This is a genomic window from Nocardiopsis prasina DSM 43845 (assembly GCF_000341265.1).
Classification (GTDB): domain Bacteria; phylum Actinomycetota; class Actinomycetes; order Streptosporangiales; family Streptosporangiaceae; genus Nocardiopsis; species Nocardiopsis prasina.
In genome coordinates, this window is sequence record NZ_ANAE01000088.1 from 100,459 (window position 1) to 122,628 (window position 22,170).

Sequence of the window (22,170 nt, forward strand, 5' to 3'; positions counted from 1 at the left end):
GGTGTTTCGTCGACCCTGGGATATTACGATCGCTTACGTTCTGGCCCCACCCCCTCAAGAGGTCCGCATGGGTGACGTTCTCGAAGCCGTGATCGCTCCGCCGTCGCTCCTTCGGGCGGTCGGATCAGGCCTCTCCGCGGTTGTGTCCGTCACTCTGGGTGAGGGGCTCGTGCTGGGGCCCGTCACCGAGGCGCTGGCCTCCGGGGACGACCCGGCGGCCGAGGTCCCCTCCGGTTTCGTCCGCCTCACCGTGCCTCTGGTGGAGCGCGTCACCGCGTGGTCGGCTCGGGGACCGGTCCCTACGTCGAGGCCGACTCCTTCGGCGGCACAGGCTCGCAGAGGGCGCTCGTGTGGGACCGGGGAGTGGTGGACCTGGGTCCCCTCCACCTACCGGTGGGCGAGCCCACGCCCGGGGAGGGGACCCCGATCGCCTGGGCTCTGCGCCGACCGGGGGTGGTGGTCGGCCCCGACGAGCGCGACGAGTTCGACGCCGCCGGGCTGGGTGCGCACCGCTCCACGGAGGCCTGGGTCCGGGTGGCGACGCCCCACGACGCGTTGGCGGGGCGCAGGGGGAGTGGGCGGCACCGCAGCCCTCGGCTTGAGGACCGCGACACGATCCGGGTGCCGGAGGAGCCGCCGAGCCGGGCTCGACGGGCCCGGTTCAGGTCAGGCGAACGACGTGTTTGCCCCGCACGCCACCGGCCTCCAGCGCGCGGTGGGCCTCGGCGATGTCGGCCAGCTCGTGCACCGTGTCCACGACCGGGCGCACCTCTCCGCGCTCCACATACCCGGCCAGGTCCCGGAAGAGCGGCGTCTTCGGGTTGCCGCTGAAGAACATGGTCCGGCGGGATCGCAGGAGTGTCGCGCCCGCCAGGCGCACCGCCGAGGAGAGCGACCCGAGGGACAACGCCACCAGGCGCCCCCTCCGGGTCAGGAGCCGCTGGTATTCGGGCAGGTCGGAGGCGACGGTGTCGATGATCACGTCGAACCCCTCCAGCCTGGCCAGCTCGGCGGGGCCGGTGGACGCGTAGTCGTACGCCTCATGGGCTCCCAGGCCAAGGACGAAGTCCAGGTTGCGCGCCCCCGCCAGACCGGTCACGTGCGCCCCCATGGCCCTGGCGAGCTGGACGACCGCGCTGCCCACCCCTCCGCTGGCGCCGCGCACGAGGACGCGTTCACCCGGCCTGACCCGTGCCATGTCCCGCAGCGCGGTGATTCCCGTGGTGCCACCGGCCAGCAGCGAGACCGCCTCGACCGCGTCGAGACCGGCCGGGCTGAGGGAGACCCGTCGGGGACGCACGGCCACGTACTCGGAGGTCGCGCTGCCTCCGGCTCGCCCCTGGACGCCCCACACCCGGTCTCCCACGGCGGGCCCCCTCACCCGCGCGCCCGCCTCCACGACCTCCCCGGCGAAGTCGATGCCCATCCCCTTGGGGAAGCGCCTCCCGGTCACCAGCGCGAGCCGCCCGGAGCGCACCAGCAGTTCCCCGCCGTTCACGCTGCTGGCGTGCACCCGCACCAGGATCTGGTCGGGGCCGGCCACTGGACGGGGGACGCGGCCCGTAACCACCGAAACGGAGGGGTAACTCCGGTTAGCGGTAAAATGAGAGGCATGCCGAACGAATCCTCTCGGAAGCCGCGCGCGCGGACGCGCTGCACAACCGCCGTCGCATCCTCGACACCGCCCGGGCCGCCTTCCTGGAGAGCGGGATCGAGGTGTCGATGACCGAGGTCGCCCGCCGCGCGGGGCTCGGCATCGCCACGCTCTACCGGCACTTCCCCCACAAGGACAGCCTGGTCCACGAGGTGTTCCGGGGACAGCTCGACGTCTGTCTGGCGGGCCTGGACGAGGCCGCCGCCGATCCCGACCCCTGGCGCGGCTTCCGCGGGTTCATCGAGGAGCTGTGCGCGATGCAGGCCCTCGACCGGGGGTTCAACGAGGTCTGCCGCGCCGCCTTCGTCGGCGGGGCGATTTTCGACGAGGCGCGGATCAGGGCGGAGAACACCTTCGCCGAACTCGCCCACCGCGCCAAGGCCGCCGGGAAGCTGCGCCCCGACTTCGTCCGCGACGACCTCACCCTGGTGATCATGGCCAACAGCGGCATCAGCGCCGACTCCGAGGAGGACGCCGTGGCCGCCTCCCGCAGGCTCGCCGCGTACCTGATCCAGGCGTTCCAGGCCACACCCGAACATCGCCCCCTGCCGCCCGTACCGAGGCTGGGCCCGCACCCGGCGCTGCGCGAAGTACGCTGACCCCGGCCGAAGAGCCGCCTCCCCCTACTGAGCGCGTGAAGCGACGGCACCAGGTCCTGGCCCCGGCCGAGGCCGGTCCGGGACGAGACCCCGGGCACCACGGGGTGGCCGCCACCCCCGGTGCCCGGATCCGTCCGACCACGGCGCGGGCACCTACCCCCGCGTTGAGGAGCCGCGTGTCTCCGGGTCAGCGGGTTGACGTGAGCGTGGCAGCGTATCGAGCACGAGACGGTAGGACTCGGTCACCAGCTCCTCGACCAGCTTCGTGTCGATCGAGTCGCCAGGGGCCAGAGTTATCCAGTGCCGCTTGTTCATGTGGTAGCCGGCGACGATGTCCGCGTACGCCTCACGGAGCGTTGTGGCGTCGCTCGGATCGGCCTTGACGATCACGACGGGCTGACCAGACACGACCCGCGCGTCGCGCACGCGGGAACGCCGCGGGACCTCGGTCATCAACATGAACCATCTCCCGTGGACCCTGAAGGCCTCCCAACCGGGCTCGAACGAGTACACCGTGGTTTCCGGCAGGTTCTGGGCACACTCTTCCGCCACCTCCTGCAGGGCCTTTCCGTCCACCGTCGGGACCTCCTCATCAACACGGGGCAGCGAGCTCGGGCACCGAACCCCGAGCGAGCCGAATCGCTCCCGGAGTTCCTGCGCGTGACCCGTTCTACCCCTGATGAACAGGCGCGATTCCGGCGCCAGGGGCTCAGTAGCGGGCGCGGTGTCATCCGGGTGGAGGTTCGGCGTCCCTCCCGGCGTGGGTGGCGCGTGCCCGAGGACGGTGGGTCACGACGCCCGGCCCGTAGGTGACCAGGCGCCACCTGCGGCCCGACCGCTTTCCCCACGCCCCTGTTCATCCCCTTGCGTCCGTGAATAGCATCGTTTGTTGTGACACACCAGACGACGGACACCGCGAACAGCGAAGGCCCGCGTCTCGCGTCCGTGCGCGGGATCAGCGTCAGTTACGACGACCGCGGCGCAGGATGCCCCGTCCTGTTCGTCCACGGTCACCCCTTCGACAGGACCATGTGGGAACCCCAGGTCAGAGCACTGGCCGGGCGCGGATACCGCACCATCGCCCCCGACCTGCGCGGCTACGGACGCAGCACGGTGGTACCCGGAGTGACCTCGTTGGACACCCTCGCCCGCGACCTGGCCGCCCTCCTCGACCACCTCGAACTGGACGTGGTCAACGTGGTCGGCCTGTCCATGGGCGGGCAGGTCGCCCTCGAGCTGTACCGGCTCTTCCCGGACCGCGTGGACGCCCTGGCCCTGGCCGCGACCAACCCGCTTCCCGAGACCGAGACCGGCAGGGCCAGACGAAGGGCGATGGCCGACCGCCTGCGGGAGGAGGGCATGCGCGGCTACACCGACGAGATGCTGGTCGGCATGATGACCGCCGAGAACGTGCGGGACCAGCCCGCCGTCGCCGACCACGTGCGCGCCATGATGTACGCCGCCCCGCCCGAGGGCGCCGCCGCCGCTCAGCTGGGCCGGGCCGAACGACCCGACCACACCATGCTGCTCAGGCACATCTCGGCGCCCACCCTGCTGGTGGTGGGCCAGCATGACGGCTTCACCCCTCCTGGGGGCGCCGAACTCATGCACGTCCGCATCGCGGACTCGGTCGTGGAGATCATCGAGGGCGCGGGCCACCTGCCCAACCTGGAACGCCCGGGACGTTTCAACGAGGTCCTGCGTCGCTTCCTGGAGCAGGCCCGGACCCGACCCCGCGACCGCTGAACACACCGTGACCCGCTGTGGGGTCACGGTGCGCACGCGTGGTTCAGCCGGGCGTCCGCTCGACGGGGAGCCACAGCTCGCCCGAGGCGAGGTCGCCGTCGTACTCCACGCTCAGCAGCTCGGGGCCGTGCCGGTAGCGGTAGGCCGGGTTGGACGGGAACCACTCGCTGGCGGCGTACACCCAGACGCGCTGGATCGCCTCGGGGAAGCCGAGCCGCTCGAAGGGGAACACGACCCAGGTCCCCTCGGGCACGTCCAGGGCCCGCATCCCCTCCGGGGTCCCCGAGGCCGAGGTCGCGGCGGCCACGGAGAAGTCGACGTCGCTGCCCTCGCGCCGGTCGGGGTCGTGCGTGACGGTGACCGAGAGCGCGCCGCGCGGTTCCTGGTCGGACAGCTCCGCCAACCTCCCGTACACCTCGTCGCCGAGGCCCAGGACGAACTCGGTCATGGGCTGGTTGACGCCCTCCCGGACGAGCGGAACCCGGGTTCCGGGGCCGACCAGGCGGAAGGCGCCCTTGTCGACGATGCGGTAGCGCATGGTGGTGTTCCCTTCGATGGTGAGGCGGAAGGCCAGCCTTGACTGGGAGTCGAGCGCCGCGCCCGTGCGCCGGGCCTCGCCCGGACTGATCCCGTGCATCGCCCGGAACGCCCGACCGAAGGCCTCAGCGGACCCGTAGCCGTAGCGGACGGCGATGTCGAGCAGGGTGTCCCGCCCCTCGATCACCTCCGCCCCGGCCAGGGTGAGGCGGCGCCGACGCACGTACTCCGACAGCGGCATCCCGGACAGCGCCGAGAACATCCGCCGGAAGTGGTGCTCCGAGGTGAGCGCGGACCGCGCCATGGCGGCCACGTCCACGGGTTCACCCGGGTCCCTCTCGACCCGTTCGAGCGCCTCGTTCAACCGGTCCAGCACGTGTGCCTCCCTCTTTCACCACCGACGTTAGGGGCGCGGTCCCCGCCCGACCCGACAGTCGCCGGTCACTTCCGGTCAGGTCCGACCGAAGTGCCCTCTGCTGGCAGGAGAACCGTCTGTCACCACCGCCTGCCACGCTCTACCGTGCCAGTCCGAGCCCCGCCCCCTTCGGAAGGTCACATGTCCCAGAACGTCCCGCACACGCCCCCGGACGAACGCGGCCGCCGCGCACCGTTGGGTGGACGGTTCCACCAACTCCTGGGGGCGGTGGGGCTGGGAAACCTGGGCGACGGGATCGCGGTGGTGGCGCTGCCCTGGTACGCCACCACGCTCACCGACGACGCCCTCCTGATCGCGCTGGTGGGTGCGGCCACCCGGCTGCCCTGGCTGTTCCTGGCCCTGGTCGCCGGAGTGGTGGGCGACCGGACGGACCGGCGCACTCTCATGGTGCGCGCCGGTGCGGTCAAGGCGGTGCTGCTGGTGCTCCTGACCGCCGTGGTGGTCCTCGGAGCCGGTTCGATCCCCCTGCTGATCCTGATCGCGCTGCTGGTGGGCGCGTGCGAGGTCTTCTTCGACAACACCGCGCAGTCGATGGTGCCCGCGGTGGTGTCGCGACAGCAACTGGAGCGCGCCAACGGTCTCCTCCAGGTCGTGGAACGCGTGCTCAACAAGTTCCTGGGCGCGCCGCTTGCCGGGGCGCTGCTCGCGGTTTCCACCGCTTGGGCCTTCGGTGCCCAGGCCGCTCTGGTCCTGCTCGCGGTCGTGGTGCTGGCCGGCATGCGCGGCGACTTCCGCCCGGCGGCGGAGGACCCGCCCGAGGGAGCGGGGGAGTCCGCGCGCCAGCGGCCCTCGATCGGAGCGATGCTGCGCGAGGGGCTGGTGTGGCTGTGGCGGCACCCGGTCCTGCGGCCGCTCGCGCTGGTCTCGGGGGCGTCCAACCTGGCGGCGGCGATGAACGGCGCCGTGCTGGTGCTCTTCGCCCAGGAGGTGCTGGGGGTGGGCGCGCAGGGCTACGGTCTGCTGATGACCGTCACCGCCTTCGGAGCGGTCGCGGGCGCGCTCGTCGTGCCCTCCTTCTCGGGCCGGATCCACCCCTCCAGCGCCATGGTGGTGGTCCTGACGGTCCTGGGAGCGACCGCTCTGGCCGTCGGGCTCCTGCGCTCCGTTCCGGGCTTCGTGGTCTGTTACTTCCTCACCGGGTTCGTCTCCACCTGGTGGAACATCACCCTGATCTCCCTCATCCAGAGACTGACTCCCGACCGCCTGCGGTCCCGGGTCTTCAGCGCGCACCGCACCGTCTCCTGGGGGCTGCTGTCGGTGGGGATGGGCCTGGGCGGCGCCCTGGTCTCCGTGCTGGAGGGGCCGTGGGGCCGCGAGTGGGCGCTGGCGGCCCCCTTCGTCGCGGCGGGGTTGATCGGCCTGGCGCTGGCCGTGGCCGCCCGTCTGGTGCTGTCCCCGGGGCTGGTCGACCGGGCCCTGTCCGACGCCGAGGCACGGGGCGAGCCCGGGTCCGGCGCCCGGCAAGACTGACCCCCCAGAAAGGGATGATCGGGAAAAACCTGGAAATCTTCGGGCAACATCCGTGTCTGTATCGACGCGGCGCCCTTCCAACCCGCACCATGGCCCCACATGATGGCCCGCAGGCCGACCCCGAGAAGGAGGTGGGCGGGGCGGGGTACACACGCCCCGCGGACTCTATGGACCTTGGTTTTCTGCGACCTCTGTACGAAAGCGACGGCCCGGTGGCCTCGGTGCACCTCGACACCAGTCGGGACACCACGGACGCCGACAAGAAGATCGAACTGCGCTGGCGCCACCTGCGCGAGGAACTGGAGGCGCTCGGCACCGACGCGGCCACCCTCGACGTTCTGGAGGAGGCCGTGGGGGAGGGCAACTCCCGCGCCTTCGGTGACCACGGACAGGCGCTCTACGCCTCCGAGGGCAGGCTCCTGGGGGCGCACACCCTCGCCGTGCCGCCCTCCCAGGACCGGGCCTCGTTCCTGCCCGTCCCGGACACCCTCCCACTGGCGATCGACCGCGGGCGCCGCCTCCCCTACGTCCTCGTGGCCCTGGACCGGGTCAACGCCAAGGTGTTCGCCTACCCCAGCCACCCCACGCGCGGCCCGGTCATGGAAGCCGCCAACGAGGGTGAGAACATGCAGAACATCGACGGGGCCAGCCGCATCTTCCCCGGTCAGCGCGGTGACGCCGGGGGCCGCCGCGCCGACACCGGCACCGCGCAGGACCGGTGGCGGGGCAACGCGGCCCAGGTGGCGGACCTGGTCCGCGAGGCGGTGCGCAGGGTGGACGCGGCCGTGATCATCGCCGGTGGCGACGACGAGGCCATCGCCTACCTGCGTGAGAACCTCGGCCCGCGCCAGCTCACCATCCCGATCAAGGTGGTCGCCGGCGGGCGCGGCGGCACCGACGCCGAGGAGCGCCTGCACGAGAACGCGGAGGAGTGCCTGCGCGAGCTCATCCACGAGGAGCGGACCCGCGTCTACTCCGACTACCAGCGCAAGCTCGCGCACGACCAGGCGGTCAAGGGCACCAGCTCCATCCTGCCGATGCTGTCGGAGGCCCGGGTGGAAACGCTCCTGCTGGGCGCCGACAGGGAGAACGAACCCCAGCTGTGGGGCTCGCACCACTCGCCGGTCCTGGTGGACACCTCGCCGCGCGGCCTGGACGACCCCAACGCCGGGTTCCAGGCACCGGCGAGCGCGCTCATGCTGCGCGCGGCGGTGATGTCCGACGCCGAGTTCACCGAGCTGCCCGTGCCCGAACAGAGCGTGGACACCCGTACCGACCGCGAGACACCGGACGCGGACGCCGGGGCCACGCTGCGCTTCCCCAAGCAGTAGCGCCCTCGCGCCCCGCTCCCGCACGGCGGGGGCGGGGCGCTCGCGCGCCCGGGTTCAGGAGTCCGCGAACACCCCCAGTTCGTTCCCGCTGGGGTCGGCGAAGTGGAAGCGCCTCCCACCGGGGAAGTCGTAGGGGCCCTGGAGGACACGACCGCCCGCGCGTTCCACGGCCGCGACCGTCCGGTCCAGGTCCTCGGAGTAAAGCAGGACGAGTGGGCCGCCGACACGAACCTCACCGGCCGGGTTGAGCCCGCCCACCTCGGAGGAGCCGTCAGCCGAGCGGATCCCCGCGTACGAGGGCCCGTAGTCGTTGAACTGCCACCCGAAGGCCTCGGTGTAGAACCGCTTGGTCTCCGCCAGATCGGTGACCGGGATCTCCACGTAGTCGATGGTGTGATGCCGCTGATCGCTCATACCCGGCATTGTCCTCGACGAGGCCGACAGAACGGGGCAGCGTCCGACGGGGTGTCGGGACTCCCTTGATGGCGCGCCCAGCCCGCCCTAGGGTCGGTGGTCACACCCTCACTCACGGTGAGTCCCCCACTCCGACACGGAGGTCTGCCCCGTGCCCACCCCCCGCACCCGACGCCTGTCCCTCTGTCTGGCCGCCGCAGGAGCGGTCGCCCTGGCGGCCTCGCCGTTCCCCGCGCACGCCGAGCCCGTCCCAGCCGACGTCCGGGTCTCAGACGCCCCCGCCCTGGAGGAGGCCCTGGACAACGCCCGACCGGGCCAGACCATCACCCTGGACGGCGGCGAGTACGTGGGCTCCTTCGTCGCCACCACTCCCGGGACCAGCGCCGCCCCCATCACCCTGACCGGCCCCTCCGACGCCGTCCTGGTCAACGACGAACCCGCCTCGGGCAGCGGCTGCCCCGCTCCCGACACCCACAGCAGCGGCTACGGCCTGTGGCTCTACGAGGCCGACCACTGGAACGTGCGGGGCCTCACCGTCGCCGACTCCAAGAAGGGGGTCGTGATCGACCGCTCCGACCACGTCCACCTGAGCGACCTGGAGGTGCGCGGCACGGACGACGAGGGCGTGCACTTCCGCAGCTCCAGCTCGGACGGTTCCGTCCGCGACTCCCGCATCACCGACACCGGCCGTGTCCAGCCGGGCTTCGGGGAGGGCGTCTACCTGGGATCGGCCCACAGCAACTGGGGCTGCTACGGGGGCGACGACGGCGTGGACCGCAGCGACCGCACCGAGGTCACCGGCAACCACTTCGGCCCCGACGTCCGAGGAGAGCACCTCGACATCAAGGAGGGCACCCGCGACGGCCTGGTCTCCGGGAACACCTTCGACGGACGGGGTATCTCCGGCCAGAACTTCGCGGACAGCTGGGTGGACGTCAAGGGCAACGGCTACGTGTTCGAGCACAACACCGGGACCTTCGACCGGCCCGGGGTGTTCGCGCACGGCTACACCAGCACGCAGCAGGTCGACGGCGCAGGCTGCGGCAACGTCTTCCGCGACAACCACTCCGACCTGGGCGGGGTGGGCGGCTTCGCCATCGCCCTGTGGAGCCAGTCCGACTGCGCGGGCGAGCCCAACGTGGTGCACGCCTCCAACACCGTCAGCAACGCCACACGGGGGCTGACCAACATCGACGTCACCCCCTGACCACCACGCGAGGCGCCCCCGTCCGGGTGGGACGGGGGCGCCTCGCGGTCACGGTGACGGCCGGGGGGGATCAGCCCTGCTCGGCGACCAGCTTCTCGGCACCGACCAGGCGCACGCACACGGCCAGACCCTCGATGGCCTCCTCCAACGCGTCCAGCTCCGGGAAGGAGGGCGCGATACGGATGGTCCGGTCCTGCGGGTCCTCACCGTAGGGGTGGGTGGCACCGGCGGGGGTGAGCGCGATCCCGGCCTCGGCCGCCCGGCGCACCACCTCGCGGGCGCAGCCGTCCAGCACGTCCAGGCGCACGAAGTAGCCGCCCTTGGGGGTGGACCAGGTCGCCAGACCGGTGCCGCCGAGGTTCTTGTTGAGGATGCGCTCCACGGTCTCGAACTTGGGCTCCAGCAGCTCGCGGTGGCGGCGCATGTGCGCGCGCACGCCCTCGGCGTCGCCCAGGAACATCGCGTGACGCAGCTGGTTGATCTTGTCCGGGCCGATGGAGCGCTTACCGGCGAGCCCCTGGAACCAGCTCACGTTCGCGGGCGAGGAGCCCAGGAAGGCCACCCCGGCACCGGCGAAGGTGACCTTGGAGGTGGACCCGAAGACCAGGGCGCGGTCCGGGTTGCCGCTCTCGGCACAGGCACCGAGGAGGTCGGCGATCTCCACCTCCTCGTCGGTCAGGTGGTGCACCGCGTAGGCGTTGTCCCAGAAGATCCGGAAGTCCGGGGCGGCAGTGGGCATCGCGGCCAGGCGCCGCACGACCTCGTCGGAGTAGGAGACACCGTCGGGGTTGCTGTACTTGGGCACGCACCAGATGCCCTTGATGTCGGCGTCGGTGCTCACCAGACGCTCGACCACGTCCATGTCGGGCCCCTGGTCGGTCATCGGCACCGGGATCATCTCGATGCCGAAGCGCTCGCACAGCGCGAAGTGCCGGTCGTAGCCGGGGACCGGGCACAGGAACGCGACCCGCTCGGCGTCCGCCCAGCGTCCGGTCCCACCGGGAACCGTGCCCAGGAAGGCGTTGACCAGGGAGTCGTGCATGAGCTCGAGGCTGGCGTTGCCTGCCGCGATCAGCTGCTCGACCGGGACCTGGAGAAGGTCCGCGAAGATCTCCCGCAGCTCCAGCAGGCCCTGGGGGGCGCCCGCGTAGTTGCGGCAGTCGGTGCCGTCGGCGGAGGTGTGGCGGCCTCGGGGCAGTTCGAGCAGATCCGCGGACAGGTCCAACTGGCGCGCGGACGGCTTGCCCCGGGTCAGGTTCAGGGAGAGTCCACGCTCGACCAGGGCGGCGTGGTCGCGCCGGGCCGACTCAAGGAGCTCGGCGGGCGGTGTGGGGCTGCTTGCGGTGGTCACGGGATGTTCCTTCCGATGGGACGCCCCCGGTGCGACGCGCGTCGTGGAACGGGGCGCACGGGGTTTCGCACAGGAATTGTCCCAGATGACGGCGGCGCCGTCCCGGTCAGGTCGTCACCCTCGGTTTCGGGGGGCGCGTCGGGCGGCGCGCTCCTCCAGGCGGTCGGTGTCCAGGGCGGGGTCGCAGAAGGGCCCGCCGACGCGGTCGTGGGGTGGCCGGGTCGGGTCGGGCGCGCCTCCCTCGGCCGCCAGGAGCTCGGCCGCGTGGGCCTCGGCGTCGTCCCGGGGTTCGTAGCCGAGCTCACGCGCCCCCTCCAGCGACCACCAGCGGCGGGTGTTGTCCGAGACCCCCCACACCAGGCGGAAGCCCGGGGCGGGGTGGGCGATGACCGCCTCCATCAGGCGGGCGCAGTCGTCAGGGGAGAGCCAGGTGGCCAGCATGCGGGTGTCGGTGGGGCGCGGCTGGCACGACCCGATCCGCACGCACACCGTGTCCAGCCCGTAACGGTCGTGGTAGAGCCGCGCCAGGGCCTCCCCGGCGACCTTGCCCACCCCGTAGTGGGTGTCGGGCCGGGGGAAGGCGAACTCCCCGGGGTCACCGTCACCGCGAGGGTGGAAGCCCACGGCGTGGTTGGAACTGGCGAAGACCACCCGGGGGCCGCCCGCGCGGCGCGCCGCCTCCAGGACCTGCCGGGTCCCGTGGACGTTCACCTCCAGGATGTCCTCCCAGCGCTCCTCCAGGCTGAAACCGGCCAGGTGGATGACGGTGTGCGCGCCCCGGAAGGCGGCGGTCATCGCGTCGAGGTCCGTGACGTCGGCGCGCACCGTCTCCACGGCCTCGCCCTCGGCGGCGGACGGGGGTTCGGCGATGTCCACGAGCCGGAGCAGTCGCCCCGGACGGGCCAGACGCGGACGCAGGAGGCTGCCCACGCCCCCTGTCGCGCCGGTGATCACGACGGTCTGGAGCGGGTCGGCGGTCCTGGTCACGTCCGGTGTCCACTCCGTCCGGTGTTCCCCTCGGGGGAGGGAGGTGAGGGCGTCCCCGCTCGGTGTTCCCGTGCCCGGAGGGTTCACAGGGAGGTGACGCCGAGTCGGCCCATGAGCTCGGGTTCGGTGATGATGTCGATGCTCTGGCCCTTGGCGATGTAGGCCTCGGCCTGCTTGTGCTTGGAGGTCTTGCCTCCGTGGTCGCTGTCTGCCACCACCAGGACGTCGGTCTTCTTGGTGACGTTCTTGGCGGGTTGGCCACCGGCCTCGGCGATGCGCTTCCACACCTCGGGCTTGTCCATGGCGCGCAGGTCACCGGAGACGCACACCGTACGGCCGTAGAGCGGCCCGGCCGGGTCGGCGTCGACGGAGGGTTGGGGGAGCGGGGACTGCGCGGCCCGCTGCCAACGACCGAACCGGTCCTCGCGGACGGGTGCCTCCACCACGGTGGTGATCAACGGGGCGGCCGCCGGAACGGCAGGGGCGCTGACCGCCTCCAGACGGCCCAGGCGCAGCCCGCTGACACGGCTGAGTTCGGGCAGCGTGCCGGTGCCGTGGCGTCGCATGGCCGCGATCATGATGTGCGCGGCCGCCTCGGCGTCGGCGTCGGCCCGGTGGTGCCGGGTGATCGTGTGGCCCACGTGCGCGGACACCGTGGGCAGGCGGTGGTCGGGCAGGTCCCAGGTGCGCCGGGACAGCGCCAGCGTGCAGGCGTAGTCGAAGGCGGGCAGCCCCAGCCCGGTGTGGGCGCAGGCCTGGCGTAGCGCCCCCATGTCGAAGGGGGCGTTGTGCGCCACCAGCGCCCCGCCCCTGGCGAACTCGATCACCTGGTCGCGCACCCTCTCCCAGGTGGGGGCGTGGGCGACGTCCGCGGCGGTGATGCCGTGCACGGCGGTGTTGTGCCGGGAGAAGAACGAGACCGGCTCCGGCGGGCGGATGAGAGTGGTGAACCGGTCGACCACCCGCCCCTCGCTCACCCGGACCAGACCCACGGCGCAGACGCTGCCGCGGTCCTGGTTGGCGGTCTCGAAGTCGATCGCGGTCCAGGTGTGGGACACCCCCGCTACCTCCCTTGTACTCGCGTTGGAACGGGTCGAGCGTACCGGGGCCGTCGCACCACCGAGGTCAGAACGGATCGAAGGAGGAGATCGCCTGCTCCCGTAGCGACGCGTCCTCGGCCCACAGGTCCACACCGGAGGACCAGGCCAGCGTGTAGAACTCGCCCTCGGTGGCGTTGATGTTGCGGGCCAGCAGGCGCCAGGCGCCCTCGCCCCGGTCCCAGCTGAACTCCCAGTCGGCCGCCGAGACGAAGGAGGTCTCGGATGTGACGTCCTCCACCCTGATCCGCTGGTACCCGGGCAGCCGGTTCTCCGCGACGGAGTTGCTCTCCTGCTCCAGCACGTGCTCGTACTCGTCCTCGACCGAGTGGGGAGTGCGGTCGATCTGGAGGTAGGCGTTGGAGGTGGGGGAGTCGTAGAAGACGCTGGCGCCGTCCGTGCGGCGCTCCCAGCCGCCGGGGACCAGCAGGGCGAACCCCTCGGGGTCCTCGGTCCAGGTCATCCCCTCCGCGGAGGGGACCTCGTCCTCCTCCGCGACCGGGGCGGTGGGGTCCCCCTCGTCGGTGGGGACACCGGCCTCGTGGCTTGGCGAACCGTCCTGGCCGGATCCGCCCCAGCGGTCGACGACGACCAGGGAGGCGGCGATCAGCAGGGCGGCCAGGCCCAGGGTGAGCACCACCACGGGCCAGGTCAGGCGCCGTGGACGCCGCGTGGCGGTGGCCTCGCCGGGAGCGGCGGGGGCGGGCGGGGAGGGGGCCGAGGGTCCGAAGGCGACGGTCGCCCCCACGGCCCCGGTCGCGCCCGGAAGGCCGGTCGTCCCCAGCGGGGCGGAGCCGTCACCCGCGCCCGGCGCGGCCGGGGGGAGGTGGGCCACGGTCAGAGCCGAGGTCCCGGTCTCTCCCCGGGCGGCGGCGCTCAGCAGCTCCCGGCAGCCCCGAGCGTCCAGGCGGCGGTCGGGGTCCTTGACCAGCAGTCCGCGAACGGCGTCGCCCAGCGGACCGGGCAGGATCTCGGGCGGGTCCGCGCTGAGCACCGCGTGCAGGGTCGCCGGGACGCCCTCACGGAGGAACGGGGACACCCCCGTGACCGCGTGGTACAGGGTGGCGCCCAGGGACCACAGGTCGCTGGCGGGGGTGGCGGGCCGGGAGTTGAGCCGTTCGGGGGCCACGTAGGCGGCGGAGCCCATCACCCCCGAGGTCTGGGTGACGGCGGCGGTGTCCACGATGGTGGCGATCCCGAAGTCGGTGAGCACCACACGGCCCGCTGCGGTGACCATGACGTTCTCGGGTTTGACGTCGCGGTGGGTGATGCCCTGGCCGTGGGCGGTCTCCAGCGCGTCGAGCAGGCCCAGCCCCCAGGCGGCGGCCCGCTGGGGCGGGACCGGACCGCGTTCACGCATCAGGCGCAACAGGGAGTCGCCGTCCAGCAGCTCCATGACGATCCACGGGCGCCCGTCGTCCTCGACGATGTCGTACACGGTCACGATGTTGGGGTGCTGGCCCATCGCGGTGGCCTGGGCCTCCCTGCGCGCCCGGGCGGCCACCCGGGCGCGTTCCTCCTCGTCCAGGCCCGGCCCCAGCAGGATCTCCTTGACCGCCACGGTGCGGTTGAGCCCGGTGTCGTGCGCCCGCCAGACCCGGCCCATTCCTCCTCGCCCGACCTCGGAGTGCAGTTCGTAGCGCTCACGCAGTGTGCGGTGGGGAAGGACCACCTGGGACTCCTGTGGGACGGGGCCGAAGGTACGGGCGACGTGACGGCCGCGGGGGCGGGGCGGGAGTTCACACGTCAAGGCGCCCATTCTAGAAAGAATCGGGCCCCGGGGTGCACATCGACCGACGGCTCAGGTGTCAGCTTCGGCCAGGAAGTCCTTGACCAGGCGGTTCACCGTTTGGGGCGACTGGCGGTTGACCCAGTGCCCCTGGCCGGCGAGGAGTTCCAGCCTGGCTCCGGGCACCGCCTTGGCTGCGGCGACGGTGGTGGCGGGCTTGACGCCCACGTCCTTGTCACCCTGGATGAACAGGGCCGGACAGCGGATCTCGCCCAGGCGAGGACGCAGGTCCACGTTCATCCGCCAGGGGCCGATGGAGGCGTTCTGCCAGTCGGAGGAGCCCGCGCCGTGGGCGTCCATCTCGGCCATGACCTCGTCGACGACCCGGTCGTGGTCGGGGGCGGGTCCGCCGAACAGTCCCGTGCGGACGAAGGCCTCGGTCCTCTTCCTGTTGCCGACCATCATCCCGGGCAGGGTGGTGTTGAGCAGGCGGCTCCGGGAGACGAGCCACAGGAGCTGGTGGTAGCCCGGCGGGAAGGACAGGGTACCCCCGGGTGCGATGGCCACGAGGCGCTCCACACGGTCGGGGTGGTCGATGGCGGTGGCCAGGGTCATCGCACCGCCCTGGGACAGCCCGACGACCGCGGCCCGGTCGACGCCGTGCTGGTCCAGGGTCGCGATCACGCAGCGCTGGAGGGCGGCGTGGTCGGCGAAGCCGTTCCAGGGGGTGCTCAGCCCCTGTTTGGGCCAGTCCGGGGCGAGGACCCGGTGGTCCCGGGCGAGGTCGGGGATGAGGTGGCGCCAGCTCATGGTGGCGCTGTCCACTCCCGCGCCGCTCAGCAGCAGCACCGGCGGGGCGTCCTGGGGCCCCTCGACGATGACGCTCAGGCGCCCCTCGGGGAGGGTCACCTGTTCTCGGTGGAAGCCGGGACCGCTCATGCGAGGTCCTCACGTCGGTCGCGCCAGCGTTGGAGCATGGCGGGGAGTTCGGTCTCCAGGAACCCGTAGAGCTCGTGGACGTTGGCCAGGCGTTCGCGGCGCTCGGGCGGGGCGTCCTCCAGGGCCCTGAGCCCGCGTTCGGTGACCTGGCGGAAGCTGGTGGCCAGGGCGTAACGGCGCTCCAGCATGCGGCTCCAGCCGTCGGCGGCGATCCGGAAGTACTCCTGGCGCTCGCCGCGCTTGCGCACCCCCTCGACCAGGCCGCTGGGGGTGAGCATGCGGGTCGCGCTGCTGATGGAGCTGCGGCTGACCTGGAGCACCTCGGCCAGGCCTGCGGCGCTCTGCTCGGGTGGGTCGCTGATCAGCAGCCAGCCGATGACCCGGCCGGAGATCAGCGGCAGGCCCTCGCGTTCGAAGAACACGGCGACGTCGTCGACGAAGGCCAGTTCGTCCTCGGTGGGTTCGCTCATGCGGGCAGATTACAGCTATTGCAGTCATGACTGCAATAGCTGTAACGGGACTCGCCGCCGTCACCCTGAAGAAGACCCACGGGCAGGAACCCCGCGTTCGGTCGCGTGCTGTCCCCGGGAAGCGGACGCGACCTGCTCCTGGCGCGGGGGTGTGCGCGGCAGGGGTCCACTCGGCGCGGAGCGGACCCCTGCCAGCCGCGGGTCGGCCTGAGAACGCCGGCGTGGAACGGGACGCCAGTTCCTGACTACCGCGCCTCGCCCCTCAACCCTGTGTCCTGGCTACGGGACGGAGTCGAATGACGGGGATCGTGCGGTCGGTGTCCTGCTCGTACTGGGCGAACGCCGGGGAGACCGCGGTGATCTGATTCCAGGTGCGGTCGCGTTCTTCCCCGGTCAGCTCCTCGGCCGTGACGGGGAACTCGTTCCCGGCGACCACCACCCGCACCCGATCGGGGGCGGCGGCCAGATTGCGGTACCACAGCGGCTGCTTGGCGGACCCGGCCGCGGAGGCGACGACGACGTAGGAGCCGTCGCCCAGCGGGAAGTAGGCGACCGGCGTGTGGCGTTCCTCCCCGGACCTGCGGCCGATCGTGGTCAGCACGAGGGCGTTCATCCCCTCCGGACCGCTGCCACCAGCACGGATGTCGGCGATCACGCCAGCGTTCATCTGCCGCATCTGTTCAGCGGGCGGCATCTGGACGCCACGGGTGCCGTTGGGTGTGTCGAAGCTCAAGAGGTCTCCTCATGGGGCTGGGGCCGTTCAGGCTCGGCCGGTGTCGGGGTTGCGGCCGTTGTGGGCCAGGCCGGTGGACGCGCCCCGGTCACGGGCGGGGCCACCGGTTCGGATCGCGGCGCCCCGTCAGTGCCCCCGAGTCGGGGCGGTGGTCCGCTGGTGATCCTCCCTCGCCCGTACTCCGATCCCCTCACGCTCCGATCTGCTCGGCGAGTCGGTCGGCCACGCCCCGGGGTTCACGGCCGAGGAGTTCGGCCAGCAGCGGGTCCTGTTGCGCGAAGTACCCCTCGCGGGTCGCGCGGAACATGGTGAGCATGAAGCGGGCCGCCTGCTCCGGAACACCGTTCGCCGTCTGGTCGGCGACCCACTGTTCGTCGTCCACGACGACGCGTTCGACGGAACGGCTGCTGAGTTCGGAGGCGATCGCCGCGAAGTCCTCGAGAGTGACGGCCTCTCCGGCGATCAGCGTGACGGCCCCGTCGAAGGAGCGCTCACCGGAGAGAACGACCGCCGTGGCCTCGGCCAGGTCGGCCGGGGAGGTCCACGGGACGGGTCCGTCCGCCGGAGCCGCGATCACCCCGGTCTCCCGCCACGGCCCGAGCATGGAGGCGAAGCTGTGGGCGAAGAAGCCGTACCGCAGGGAGGTCCATGCGACCCCGGAATCGGCGAGGATCGCCTCGGTGGCGGCGTGAACGGCCGCCGGAGGGTAGGGGCCGTCGGTCGCGGCGCCCTGCTGGCTGGTGTACAGGATCCTCCGGGCACCGGCCGCGACGGCGGCCCCGATCGCGTTGCGGTGCAGACCCACCATGTCGGCCGTCGGGTCGTTCCCGGACACCAGGAGCACCTGGTCGGCACCGGCGAAGGAGTCCCGCAGGGCGGCCGGGTCCTCGTAGGAGCCCTGACGCACGCGCACGCCGCGGTCCGCGAAGTGCTGGGCCCTGGAGACGTCGCGCGCGCTGACACCGACCCGGTCGGCTGGCAGGCGCTTGAGGAGGTGTTCGACGGTGGCCCCGTTGAGGGTGCCGGTGGCGCCGGTGACGACGATCATGCTGGTGACCTTTCCCTGTGTGCCCGCACTGGATGTGGTCCGGAGGCACCGTTCACATAAGTTGACCAGTGGGGTCAGTTTCGCTTTGACAACGACGCTAGATAACCTGACCCATGGAGTCAAGTTATGGTCGGAGCAGCGGCGAGAGGTGGGAACCATGAGCGGTGCGACACCCGGGAAACCCCGACTGCGCGCCGATGCCCAGCGCAACGCCGAGCAGATCCGCCGCGCCGCGATCGGTGCGTTCCAGGGTCGGGGCCTGACGGTGCCGCTGGAAGAAGTGGCCAGGGCGGCGGGGGTGAGCAAGGCGACGATCTTCAACCGGTTCGGCGGCCGGATCGGACTCATCGAAGCCGTCATCGAAGAGGTCGTCGCGCACGAGCTCCACGCCGTCATCGACCACGCTCGGGCACTCGACGGCGCGGGGGAGCGGATCACTTACTACGTCACCGCGATCCGCGACCTCCAGTACCGCCAGCCCACCGCCAATGACGTCCTCCTACAGGAGTACCCCCACTCCCAGCAGCTCATGGACATCTGCCGGGCCGCGGACGAGATCTACGGCGAACTCGTCTCCGCAGGTCACGCCGCCGGAATCCTGAGGCCGGAGTTCACGACGGATGACCTCCACGCCCTCATCGTCGACACCGCGCTCGCACTCAAACACGGCGCCCGCCCGCCCCGCGACGCGTACGACCGCCGCACCGCCTTCCTCCTCGACGGGATCCGCGAGCGCCAGGGGCCTTCCGCCGATTGAGGGCGGACGAGCCGCGGAGCGATGACGCGGGCTCGACGAACCGGGAACCATCCGTCCCTCCTCACCCAAGCCGATCCCGCCCACCCGGTCCGGCCGCCAGGCCTCCGGCGCGGGTGGCTGCTGATCCGGTGAGCGGCGAACCACCACCGGCTGGTGTTCCTCTGCCCTCCGCGTGCGGGGCCGCCCCCGACCCTGCGCCCCTCGAAAGCGTTGAGCCCCCCACCTCGGGGCGCCGGAACCTCACGCCCGAGGCGCGGGAACACCGCGTCGAACCGAGCGGCCCCACGGACACCTCACTCCGGCTCGTTCGTGGACCGGGCTCGATCAGCCCCCATCCCACCCGTCGCACCGGGGACGACTGACGACTTCGACGATTTACGGCAAGCTCCCCGATGCGCAGTTTGACCCGCTTGTGGTAAAAGTTAGGCGTGCCGAACTTTAGAGATGGGTTCTCTTCAAACACCTGGTCCACCGTGATCCCCGGGGTCACACTGGCCCTGGCTCTCAGCGCCTGTTCCACCACCGCCGGAACCGACCGCGACGACGACCGCCTCGTCGTCCTGACCACCTTCACCGTCATCGCCGACATGGCCGAGAACGTCGCCTCCGACCGCGTCCAGGTCGCCTCCCTCACCCGCCCCGGCGCGGAGATCCACGGCTACGAACCCACCCCCGACGACCTCGTGCGCGGCCAGGACGCCGACCTCATCCTGGAGAACGGCCTGGGCCTGGAGGCCTGGTTCCAGCAGTTCACCGAACGCGTGGACGCCCCCACCGCCGTACTGAGCGAGGGCATCGAGACCATCCCCGTCTCCTCGGGGGGCTACGAGGGCGAACCCAACCCGCACGCCTGGATGTCCCCCGACAACGCCCTGGTCTACGTCGACAACATCCGTGACGCCCTCACTGAACTCGACCCCGGGGGAGAGGCGGTCTACGCTGAGGCGGCCGAGTCCTACAAGGAGGAGATCGCCGAGGTCGGCACCTACCTGGAGACCGAACTCGCCGAGGTCCCCGAGTCCTCCCGAGCTCTGGTCACCTGCGAGGGAGCCTTCTCCTACCTCGCCCGCGACGCCGGACTCGCCGAGCAGTACCTGTGGCCGGTCAACGCCGAACGCGAGGGCACCCCCCAACAGATCGCCGCCGTCTCCGAGTTCGTCCGCGACAACGACGTACCCACCGTGTTCTGTGAGAGCACGGTCAACGACAGCGCCCAACGCTCGGTGATCCGCGAAACCGGCGCCGCCATGGGTCAGACCCTCTACGTCGACTCGCTCTCCGAGTCCGACGGCCCCGTGCCCACCTACCTCGACCTGCTCCGCCACGACGCGGAGGCCATCGTCGCCGGCCTGGCCGGCGTGTGAGGAAGGAGACCGCCATGAGGGAGGAGAACCGGTGACCGCCGCCATCGAGGTGACCGGAGCCACCGTGCGCTACGGCGACGTCCTCGCCCTGGACGACGTCCACCTGTCCGTGGAGTCCGGTCGGGTGTGCGGACTGCTCGGCATGAACGGCTCCGGCAAGTCCACCCTGTTCAAGGCCGTGCTCGGCCTGGTCCCCGTTGACCACGGGCGGGTCCGTCTCCTGGGCATGGGCAACGCCGCCGCCCGCCGCAAGGGCCTGGTCGGCTACGTCCCCCAGTCCGAGCAGGTGGACTGGGCCTTCCCCGTTCGGGTTCGGGACGTGGTCATGATGGGCCGCTACGGACACATGGGCCGCAGACGCCGCCCCCGGGCCGCCGACCGCGAGGCCGTGGACCACGCGCTGGCCCGCACCGACCTCACAAACCTGGCCGACCGTCAGATCGGCGCGCTCTCCGGAGGCCAGCGCAAACGCGCCTTCGTCGCACGCGCCATCGCCCAGGACGCCGACGTGCTGCTCCTGGACGAACCCTTCGCGGGCGTGGACAAACGCTCCGAGGCCACCATCACCGACCTGCTCCTACAACTGCGTCAGACCGGGCACACCCTGCTGGTGTCCACCCACGACCTGGCCCAGGTTCCGGCCCTGTGCGACGAGGCGGTCCTGCTCCAACAGCGCGTGATCGCGCACGGTCCACCCGAGAAGGTCCTGCGACCGGACGTGCTCCTCGAGGCGTTCGGCATCCACCCCAGTGAGGAGCGACGTTCATGGACGTCCTGATCGCGCTCGTGGAGTGGTTCACGGTGCCGATGCGGTTCGAGTTCGTGCAGCGGGCGCTGCTGGTGAGTGTCGTGGCGGGCGTGGTCTGCGCGGTGCTCTCCTGCTGGATGACACTGGTGGGCTGGTCGCTGATGGGCGACGCGGTCTCGCACGCGGTCCTGCCCGGAGTGGTGCTCTCCTACATGTTCGGCATGCCCTTCGCGCTGGGCGCCCTGGTGTTCGGCGGCGGTTCGGTGGCGCTGATCGGGGTGGTCAACCGCACCTCACGGGTGAAGGAGGACGCCGTGATCGGCGTGGTCTTCACCGCCATGTTCGCCCTGGGCCTGGTGATGATCTCGCGGGTACCCAGCCAGACCGACCTCAGCCACATCCTGTTCGGCAACGTGCTCGGGGTCTCCGACTCCGACATCCTCCAGGTGCTGGTCCTGGCCGCCGTGGTGCTGGTCGTGGTCTGGTACAAGCACCGCGACCTGACCATGTACGCCTTCGACCCGGTGCACGCCCACGCCATCGGCGTCAACCCGCGCCTGCTGGAGACCCTGCTGCTGGGTCTGCTGTCGGTGACGGTGGTAGTGGCGCTCCAGGCGGTGGGGATCATCCTGGTCGTGGCCATGGTGATCATCCCCGGTGCCACGGCCTACCTGCTCACCGACCGATTCGAGCGGATGCTGCTGATCTCGGCGGCCGTGGCTGTGGCCGCCGCCGTGGTGGGCGTGTTCACCAGCTTCCACCTGAACGTGTCCACCGGCGGCTGCATCGTGCTGGCCCAGGCGATCGCGTTCACCCTGGCCTACCTGTTCTCCCCCCGACAGGGGATCGTGTGGAAGCGGCGTGCGGTCCGCGCGCTTCGGACTCGCGGCCGCGGAACCGGCGTCCTCGGCTGACCAGGCGATGAACAATCTGTTTTGAACATTATGTTGACAACCTTTAGTTGTCAACGCATAGTGATGGCATGGAGAACCCACAGGACACCTTCACCCGACCCGACCCCGAACAGGCCCGACGCAAGCGCGTTCACGAGGCCCTCTTCCGCATCACCGAACGCCACGCCACCGGTGAGGATCGCCTCCGCTGGGACCGGACGCGCATGCCGATGTCCCCGCACGAGGCCATCCGCCGCGTCAGTGACCTGGCCTCCGGCAGCGCCCTCCCTGATGAGGGCGCCCCTGCCGTGGATCAGGACGACCTGACCGCTGCGTTGACCCTGGTGCCGTGGGCCCGGGCCGAGTTCGACCAGCTGGAGTCGGGGCTGCTCACCATGTCCAAGGGGCGGGGCATGACCTGGCAGGAGATCGCCTTCGGTCTGGGGCTGGGCACCGCCCAGGCCGCCCGGCAGCGCCAGGAGCGCCTCACCCGTCGTACCGAGGAGGCGTAGGGAGCCGTAGCGGGCAAGCGCTGTTCCTGCTCGACCCGTGCGGTGGCGGGTGACAGGGAGAGCCTTCGTCGAGCGGGTCCCGGGCCCGCTTCGGCGTGGGCGATGCGACGGGAAGGCGCCTGCGGTTCGCGGACCGCGTCCATGTGTC

The 22,170-nt window shown here is 71.4% G+C and carries 22 protein-coding genes; 10 read left to right on the forward strand and 12 right to left on the reverse strand.

The genetic code is table 11. The annotated features are described in order from the left end of the window. Nucleotides 1-661: 661 nt before the first annotated feature. The gene (locus tag D452_RS0106445) at nt 662-1,543 is read right to left on the reverse strand and encodes an NAD(P)-dependent alcohol dehydrogenase (RefSeq protein ID WP_017543328.1); all 882 of its coding nucleotides are present in this window, start codon (nt 1,541-1,543) and stop codon (nt 662-664) included. A gap of 179 nt (nt 1,544-1,722) precedes the next feature. Here D452_RS0106445 and D452_RS0106450 point away from each other — a divergent pair, with 179 nt between their 5' ends. Beyond that, nucleotides 1,723-2,253: a TetR/AcrR family transcriptional regulator gene (locus D452_RS0106450; protein ID WP_017543329.1), complete on the forward strand. Its 531-nt coding sequence runs from the start codon at nt 1,723-1,725 to the stop codon at nt 2,251-2,253. A gap of 153 nt (nt 2,254-2,406) precedes the next feature. Here the strand turns inward: D452_RS0106450 and D452_RS0106455 are convergent, their stop codons facing one another. Further along, nucleotides 2,407-2,829 carry an MmcQ/YjbR family DNA-binding protein gene (locus D452_RS0106455; protein WP_017543330.1) on the reverse strand — a complete coding sequence of 141 codons (423 nt, stop codon included), beginning with the start codon at nt 2,827-2,829 and terminating at the stop codon, nt 2,407-2,409. 315 nt (nt 2,830-3,144) lie between these two features. Here D452_RS0106455 and D452_RS0106460 point away from each other — a divergent pair, with 315 nt between their 5' ends. Further along, nucleotides 3,145-3,999 carry an alpha/beta fold hydrolase gene (locus D452_RS0106460; protein WP_017543331.1) on the forward strand — a complete coding sequence of 285 codons (855 nt, stop codon included), beginning with the start codon at nt 3,145-3,147 and terminating at the stop codon, nt 3,997-3,999. Between the two features lie 43 nt (nt 4,000-4,042). Here D452_RS0106460 and D452_RS0106465 read toward each other — a convergent pair whose 3' ends face one another. Continuing rightward, nucleotides 4,043-4,912, reverse strand: a complete 870-nt coding sequence (locus D452_RS0106465) for an AraC family transcriptional regulator (RefSeq protein ID WP_017543332.1) — start codon at nt 4,910-4,912, stop codon at nt 4,043-4,045. Between the two features lie 180 nt (nt 4,913-5,092). Here D452_RS0106465 and D452_RS0106470 point away from each other — a divergent pair, with 180 nt between their 5' ends. Continuing rightward, nucleotides 5,093-6,442, forward strand: a complete 1,350-nt coding sequence (locus tag D452_RS0106470; protein WP_017543333.1) for an MFS transporter — start codon at nt 5,093-5,095, stop codon at nt 6,440-6,442. Between the two features lie 167 nt (nt 6,443-6,609). Beyond that, complete coding sequence (locus tag D452_RS0106475) at nt 6,610-7,773, forward strand: baeRF2 domain-containing protein (RefSeq protein WP_026129027.1); 1,164 nt, start codon at nt 6,610-6,612, stop codon at nt 7,771-7,773. A gap of 54 nt (nt 7,774-7,827) precedes the next feature. Here D452_RS0106475 and D452_RS0106480 read toward each other — a convergent pair whose 3' ends face one another. Then, on the reverse strand, nt 7,828-8,187 hold the full coding sequence (locus tag D452_RS0106480) for a VOC family protein (protein WP_017543335.1): 360 nt from the start codon (nt 8,185-8,187) through the stop codon (nt 7,828-7,830). 151 nt (nt 8,188-8,338) lie between these two features. On the opposite strand from D452_RS0106480, the gene D452_RS0106485 reads away from it, so the two are divergent. Next, nucleotides 8,339-9,394 (forward strand): NosD domain-containing protein, encoded by a 1,056-nt coding sequence (locus D452_RS0106485; RefSeq protein ID WP_017543336.1) that lies wholly within the window; start codon nt 8,339-8,341, stop codon nt 9,392-9,394. 70 nt (nt 9,395-9,464) lie between these two features. Here D452_RS0106485 and D452_RS0106490 read toward each other — a convergent pair whose 3' ends face one another. The 8 genes from D452_RS0106490 to D452_RS0106525 form a co-directional block, all read right to left on the reverse strand. Beyond that, on the reverse strand, nt 9,465-10,745 hold the full coding sequence (locus D452_RS0106490; RefSeq protein WP_017543337.1) for an aminotransferase class I/II-fold pyridoxal phosphate-dependent enzyme: 1,281 nt from the start codon (nt 10,743-10,745) through the stop codon (nt 9,465-9,467). 114 nt (nt 10,746-10,859) lie between these two features. Further along, nucleotides 10,860-11,732: an NAD-dependent epimerase/dehydratase family protein gene (locus D452_RS0106495; RefSeq protein WP_017543338.1), complete on the reverse strand. Its 873-nt coding sequence runs from the start codon at nt 11,730-11,732 to the stop codon at nt 10,860-10,862. Between the two features lie 83 nt (nt 11,733-11,815). Next, nucleotides 11,816-12,790, reverse strand: a complete 975-nt coding sequence (locus D452_RS0106500) for an exonuclease domain-containing protein (protein WP_017543339.1) — start codon at nt 12,788-12,790, stop codon at nt 11,816-11,818. Nucleotides 12,791-12,857: 67 nt separating this feature from the next. Beyond that, a complete protein-coding gene (locus tag D452_RS0106505; RefSeq protein ID WP_017543340.1) occupies nt 12,858-14,501 on the reverse strand; it encodes a serine/threonine-protein kinase in 1,644 nt (547 codons plus the stop codon). A 129-nt stretch (nt 14,502-14,630) separates the two neighbouring features. Continuing rightward, a complete protein-coding gene (locus tag D452_RS0106510) occupies nt 14,631-15,497 on the reverse strand; it encodes an alpha/beta fold hydrolase (protein WP_017543341.1) in 867 nt (288 codons plus the stop codon). After that, nucleotides 15,494-15,967 (reverse strand): GbsR/MarR family transcriptional regulator, encoded by a 474-nt coding sequence (locus tag D452_RS0106515; protein ID WP_017543342.1) that lies wholly within the window; start codon nt 15,965-15,967, stop codon nt 15,494-15,496. The genes D452_RS0106510 and D452_RS0106515 overlap by 4 nt, the downstream gene beginning before the upstream one ends. Before the next feature lie 262 nt (nt 15,968-16,229). Beyond that, nucleotides 16,230-16,700 carry a nitroreductase/quinone reductase family protein gene (locus D452_RS0106520; RefSeq protein ID WP_017543343.1) on the reverse strand — a complete coding sequence of 157 codons (471 nt, stop codon included), beginning with the start codon at nt 16,698-16,700 and terminating at the stop codon, nt 16,230-16,232. 190 nt (nt 16,701-16,890) lie between these two features. Continuing rightward, nucleotides 16,891-17,748 (reverse strand): NmrA family NAD(P)-binding protein, encoded by an 858-nt coding sequence (locus tag D452_RS0106525; protein WP_017543344.1) that lies wholly within the window; start codon nt 17,746-17,748, stop codon nt 16,891-16,893. Between the two features lie 157 nt (nt 17,749-17,905). Between D452_RS0106525 and D452_RS0106530 the strand changes: the two genes are divergently transcribed. The 5 genes from D452_RS0106530 to D452_RS0106550 all read left to right on the forward strand — a co-directional run bounded on the left by D452_RS0106530 (nt 17,906) and on the right by D452_RS0106550 (nt 22,022). After that, a complete protein-coding gene (locus D452_RS0106530; protein ID WP_026129029.1) occupies nt 17,906-18,505 on the forward strand; it encodes a TetR/AcrR family transcriptional regulator in 600 nt (199 codons plus the stop codon). Nucleotides 18,506-18,933: 428 nt separating this feature from the next. Then, entirely contained in the window at nt 18,934-19,869 is a 936-nt protein-coding gene (locus D452_RS0106535) for a metal ABC transporter substrate-binding protein (RefSeq protein WP_026129030.1), read from the forward strand. A 31-nt stretch (nt 19,870-19,900) separates the two neighbouring features. Beyond that, on the forward strand, nt 19,901-20,647 hold the full coding sequence (locus D452_RS0106540; protein ID WP_017543347.1) for a metal ABC transporter ATP-binding protein: 747 nt from the start codon (nt 19,901-19,903) through the stop codon (nt 20,645-20,647). Further along, a complete protein-coding gene (locus D452_RS0106545; protein ID WP_017543348.1) occupies nt 20,635-21,531 on the forward strand; it encodes a metal ABC transporter permease in 897 nt (298 codons plus the stop codon). The genes D452_RS0106540 and D452_RS0106545 overlap by 13 nt, the downstream gene beginning before the upstream one ends. A 68-nt stretch (nt 21,532-21,599) precedes the next feature. Then, the gene (locus D452_RS0106550; RefSeq protein ID WP_017543349.1) at nt 21,600-22,022 is read left to right on the forward strand and encodes a hypothetical protein; all 423 of its coding nucleotides are present in this window, start codon (nt 21,600-21,602) and stop codon (nt 22,020-22,022) included. Nucleotides 22,023-22,170: the final 148 nt, after the last annotated feature.

Excerpts from the sequence above, each read along its gene's own strand:
- D452_RS0106525 (WP_017543344.1), bottom strand. The coding sequence starts at position 17,748 with ATGATCGTCGTCACCGGCGCCACCGGCACCCTCAACGGGGCCACCGTC.
- D452_RS0106530 (WP_026129029.1), top strand. The coding sequence starts at position 17,906 with ATGAGCGGTGCGACACCCGGGAAACCCCGACTGCGCGCCGATGCCCAG.
- D452_RS0106510 (WP_017543341.1), bottom strand. The coding sequence starts at position 15,497 with ATGAGCGGTCCCGGCTTCCACCGAGAACAGGTGACCCTCCCCGAGGGG.
- D452_RS0106480 (WP_017543335.1), bottom strand. The coding sequence starts at position 8,187 with ATGAGCGATCAGCGGCATCACACCATCGACTACGTGGAGATCCCGGTC.
- D452_RS0106450 (WP_017543329.1), top strand. The coding sequence starts at position 1,723 with ATGACCGAGGTCGCCCGCCGCGCGGGGCTCGGCATCGCCACGCTCTAC.
- D452_RS0106545 (WP_017543348.1), top strand. The coding sequence starts at position 20,635 with ATGGACGTCCTGATCGCGCTCGTGGAGTGGTTCACGGTGCCGATGCGG.
- D452_RS0106550 (WP_017543349.1), top strand. The coding sequence starts at position 21,600 with ATGGAGAACCCACAGGACACCTTCACCCGACCCGACCCCGAACAGGCC.
- D452_RS0106515 (WP_017543342.1), bottom strand. The coding sequence starts at position 15,967 with ATGAGCGAACCCACCGAGGACGAACTGGCCTTCGTCGACGACGTCGCC.
- D452_RS0106475 (WP_026129027.1), top strand. The coding sequence starts at position 6,610 with ATGGACCTTGGTTTTCTGCGACCTCTGTACGAAAGCGACGGCCCGGTG.
- D452_RS0106470 (WP_017543333.1), top strand. The coding sequence starts at position 5,093 with ATGTCCCAGAACGTCCCGCACACGCCCCCGGACGAACGCGGCCGCCGC.